The sequence below is a fragment of the Cupriavidus sp. 01L45 genome (genome assembly GCF_056399885.1).
Genome location: NZ_JBFTSG010000127.1, coordinates 1 through 4165, shown reverse-complemented (window position 1 = coordinate 4165; position 4165 = coordinate 1). Strand labels below are relative to the sequence as shown.

Here is a 4165-nt window from a genome sequence, read left to right as displayed (position 1 = left end):
CGGTTCATCAGTTCGGCCATTTGGGGGCTCCTGTGGGCAGCGAGTTCAAGGTTGGGGGACGGCGTGGCGTGGTCCGGAGGTCTCGGCCGCAGAAACCAGCCAAATCCGGGATCCATGTGAATATTGTATACTATCTGCAGTTTTGCGAAAGAGCTTTTTGGGCCAAACTTGCCAAGGCGAGCGATCGCGCATCCGGCCTCGCGCTCACGCGGCTCTGGCTTCACCCGCCGCGGCGATCTGCCTGTAGGCGAAGCCCGCCAGCGCCACGTCTTCCAGACCGACCCCCACCGACTTGTAGATCAGGATGTCGGCGTTGCTGCCGCGTGGTTGCACGCGGCCGGTGACCACATCGGCCAGTTCGACGACCTTGTCGGCGGGCAGCGCGGCGGGGTCGGCCAGCACGATATCGCCGGCTTCGCRCATCGATTGCGGGCGCCATTCCACCACTAGCTTGCTGGCGCGCGAGAGCGCCACATCGTCCAGTTCGCGGGTGTGCGGCAGGCTCGATCCGATCGCCGCGACAAAGGCGCCGGGTTTGAGCGCCTGGCCGGAGAACAGCGGCGTGGTGGAGCGTGACGCGGTGACCACGATGTCGGCTTGCGCCACAGCCTGGTCCGGTTCAGCGAAGGCGACGGGGATGCCGCACCACTGCGCCAGGCGTTCGGGCGTGGCGGCATCCGCATACGGGTCGGACAGCAGGATGCGCTTGAGCGGCAGGGTGGCGGCCAGTTGGCGGGCATGTTGCACGCCTTGCGTGCCGGCGCCGAACAGCGCGAGCACTGCCGCGTCCGGCCGGGCCAGGTGGCGGGCGGCCAGCACCGAGCAGGCCGCGGTGCGCAGCCGGGTAATGGCGCCTGCATCGAAGGAGGCCAGCGGCCGGCCGTCCTCCGTCGAGAAAATCAGGATGACAAAGGAAAACTGCCCCTTGATGGTGGTGTAGACCTTGGCGCCCGCCACCTGCTGCTCGGGAATCACCGCCCCGAGCGTGGACAGCTTGACGCCGCCCGCCTCGGTGCGGATGCGCTCCTGCATGGCGGCCTTGCCTTCGCCAAAGCTGCGGAAGGCGTCCAGCATCACTTGCTGGGCGTCGGCGGCGCTGACGTGGCGGTCGATCATCTCGTCGGTGATATGCAACATGGTGTGTTTCCTGGATTAGCGGGAGAGGATGGGAGATTTCGGGCGCGGGGTTTCAGGCGGGCAGGGCGAGCTTGACCAGCACGCCGATCGCGCCGGCGGTGCAGAGCGCCAGCAGCAGCTTGCGCACGGCCTTGGCCGAGAAGCGGTTCTTGAGGCGGTTCGAGACGGCAAAGCCGACCAGCAGCATGGGCGACAGGCTCAGGCTGAGCCAGAGGTCGCTCAGCCCAAAGCGGCCGGCGGCGGACAGCATGGCCAGCGAGAAGGCCGCACCGGCGCAAAGGATGCAGCCAATGGTGGCGCGCAACTGCGGCGGCGGCAGATGCTGCATGACGATGGCAAAGGGCGGGGCGCCGGCCGAGGTGACCGTGCCCATGAAGCCGGAGGCCGCGCCGGCGAAGGCCATATTCAGTCCGGAAGCCTGCACCCGCCAGCCCAGCAGGCTGAGCGYCACCGCGGCCAGGATCGACAGCGCGAACACCAACGCCAGCAGTTCCGCCGGCAATTGCGTCATCGCAGCCACTGCCACCACCGTGCCTGCGGCGCGGCCCAGAAGGGCATTGCCCGCCGTGCGCCAGGCAATGGCACGGAACTCGCGTAGTGCACCAAGCAAGGAGACGAGGCCACCCATGGCGAGCAGGGGGCCGGGCGCCAGTTGCGGGAAGAACAGCACCGCGACCGGCGCCGACACCATGGAGAAGCCGATCCCGCCTACGCCCTGCAGGCAGGCGCCCACCAGGATCAGGGCGCCCATCATGCCAAATTGCCAGGCCGTTACGCCGGCGGGAAGGAGGGTGGAAATCGTCATGTATGTCTTGTGTGATGCCTGCGTAATCGATCGGTAGGAAGCTGCTGCCTGTCTTTAACGGTATACAGTCTACATAATTTGCAGAAAGAAGGCATCCATTCTGGGTTCTCAACTAACATCCAGCTCCCAAAAGGTGCCTGGAATCCCGCTTATGGCGCGGAAATATAAGGGTTTGCACCGATTTGGGGGGATTCCCTACCCCAAGAAGATTCTGCTTGTTTTGATCTAAGTTAAGAATATAGTATACGTTCATGGGGCAGCCATAGCTCCAGACACGATGGTCTCTACAGACAAAGATCCAAGGGGAATTCATGCAACACGAAGTGGTGATTGGCGCGGCACACTGGATCTACCTATTGGGCGTGGCGGTGATCGTCCTGACCATGATCCTGCGGGCCAACGTGGTCGTACCGTCGATTCTGGGTACGTTCCTGGTGGTGTTCGCGCTGACCGGCAGCCCGGTCTCCGCGCTGGGAGGGATATTTTCGGCAAGCCTGGTGGCGGCCAAGGAGTTGTTCAACATCTTCCTGGTCATCGCCTTCATGACAGCGCTGCTCAATTCGCTGAAGACGCTGCGCTCGGATATCCGGATGGTTGAGCCGTTCCGGCTGGTGATGAAGAACGGCCATTCCGCCTTCTTTATCCTGGCTGGCATTACCTATGTGATTTCGCTGTTTTTCTGGCCCACGCCGGCGGTGCCGCTGGTTTCCGCCATCCTGCTGCCGGCCGCGATCGCCGCCGGACTGCCGCCGCTGGCCGGTGCCATGGCCATTGCCATAGCCGGGCAGGGCATGGCGTTGTCGTCGGACTATGTGATCGGCGTGGCGCCGGGCATCAGCGCCAAAGCCGCCGGCGCGGCGGTCAGTGCGGTGGTGGTGGCCGACCGTGCGCTGGTGCTGTCGATCATTACCGGCGTCATCGCGCTGACGCTGGCGTACCTGTCGATGCGCAAGCACATCGTGCCGGCCAGCGGCAGCCTGCTGACCAACTGGCAAGCCCGCGCAAGCGGCGCCGACGAGCGCTTCGAGCAGTCCGGCACCTTCGACAAGGCCGAGATCGCGCGCGGCACCGAGCACGACGAGCCGTTGGCCACCGATTCCAATATCGAGCGAAGCCTGGCCATGGTGGCGTTGCGCCGGGTCAAGTGGTCGAAGTGCTTTGCCGTGGTGACRCCGCTCGCGTTCCTGGCGGTGGTAGCGGTGATGGTGGTGCCCAAGATGGGCAGCGGCCTGCCCGAACTCAAGGGCGGCGATGCCGCAGCGCTGGTTGGCGGGGTTGCGGCGGTGCTGATGATGCTGGCCACGCTGGCCGCCGAAGGCCCCCGCAAGATGCTCGACGTATGTCCGGAGCACATTACGGACGGCTTCGTCTTCGCCTTCAAGGCGATGGGCTCGGTGTTGCCGATTGCCGGCTTCTTCTTCGTCGGCGCCGGCGAAACCGCGGCGCAGATCCTGGGTGTCGGCGCCGGCAAGGCGCCCAGCCTGCTGTTCGAGCTGATCCAGGCGTACCAGCACATGATCCCGGACAACCACGTGCTGGTCGCATTCGGTGTGCTGCTGGTGGGCATGATCACCGGCATCGACGGCTCCGGCTTCGCCGGCCTGCCGCTGACCGGCACGCTGGCCGGCGCGCTGGGTCCGGTGGTGGGCTTCGATTCCGCCACCCTGGCGGCAATCGGGCAGATGGGGGCCGTGTGGACGGGCGGCGGCACGTTGATCGCCTGGTCCTCGCTGATCGCGGTGGCCGGCTTTGCCCGCGTGCCGGTGCTCGACGCGGTGCGCGCCTTGCTGGTGCCGGTGCTGATCGGGCTGGGCGTATCCACCGTTTGCGCCATGTTCCTCTGGCGGTAGCGACACCGCGCGCGACGAAAAACGAGGCCTCCCAAAGCCTCGTTTTTTTTATTTCCGAAAGAGTTGTATACCGTCTTCACAAAAACGGCAGATAGTATACAATCAGATTCAAGGTATCGGATTTACCGGGTTGGGCTGTCTAGCCCGCTCACCTCTCCGGACCACGCCACGCCGTCCCCCAACCTTGAACTCGCTGCCCACAGGAGCCCCCAAATGGCCGAACTGATGAACCGTGATGATTTCCGTGCCGCCCTTGAAAACGCCATCAAGGGCAAGAGCGCCAACAAGGCCCCCTTCAGCGTGTGATGATTTCCGTGCCGCCCTTGAAAACGCCATCAAGGGCAAGAGCGCCAACAAGGCCCCCTTCAGCGTG

3 protein-coding genes and 1 pseudogene are annotated in these 4165 nt (G+C 64.7%); 2 read left to right on the top strand and 2 right to left on the bottom strand.

The features are described from left to right. Nucleotides 1–204 precede the first annotated feature (204 nt). Together AC1DT6_RS40125 and AC1DT6_RS40120 are read right to left on the bottom strand one after the other, a co-directional pair. A complete protein-coding gene (locus AC1DT6_RS40125) occupies nucleotides 205–1137 on the bottom strand; it encodes an ornithine cyclodeaminase family protein (protein ID WP_477115596.1) in 933 nt (310 codons plus the stop codon). 52 nt (nucleotides 1138–1189) lie between these two features. Beyond that, the gene (locus tag AC1DT6_RS40120; RefSeq protein WP_477115595.1) at nucleotides 1190–1942 is read right to left on the bottom strand and encodes a sulfite exporter TauE/SafE family protein; all 753 of its coding nucleotides are present in this window, start codon (nucleotides 1940–1942) and stop codon (nucleotides 1190–1192) included. Nucleotides 1943–2253: 311 nt separating this feature from the next. Between AC1DT6_RS40120 and AC1DT6_RS40115 the strand changes: the two genes are divergently transcribed. Then, nucleotides 2254–3792: a hypothetical protein gene (locus AC1DT6_RS40115; protein WP_477104751.1), complete on the top strand. Its 1539-nt coding sequence runs from the start codon at nucleotides 2254–2256 to the stop codon at nucleotides 3790–3792. A gap of 213 nt (nucleotides 3793–4005) precedes the next feature. Next, a pseudogene (locus tag AC1DT6_RS40110) lies at nucleotides 4006–4095 on the top strand (TenA family transcriptional regulator); the annotation flags it as partial. Nucleotides 4096–4165: the final 70 nt, after the last annotated feature.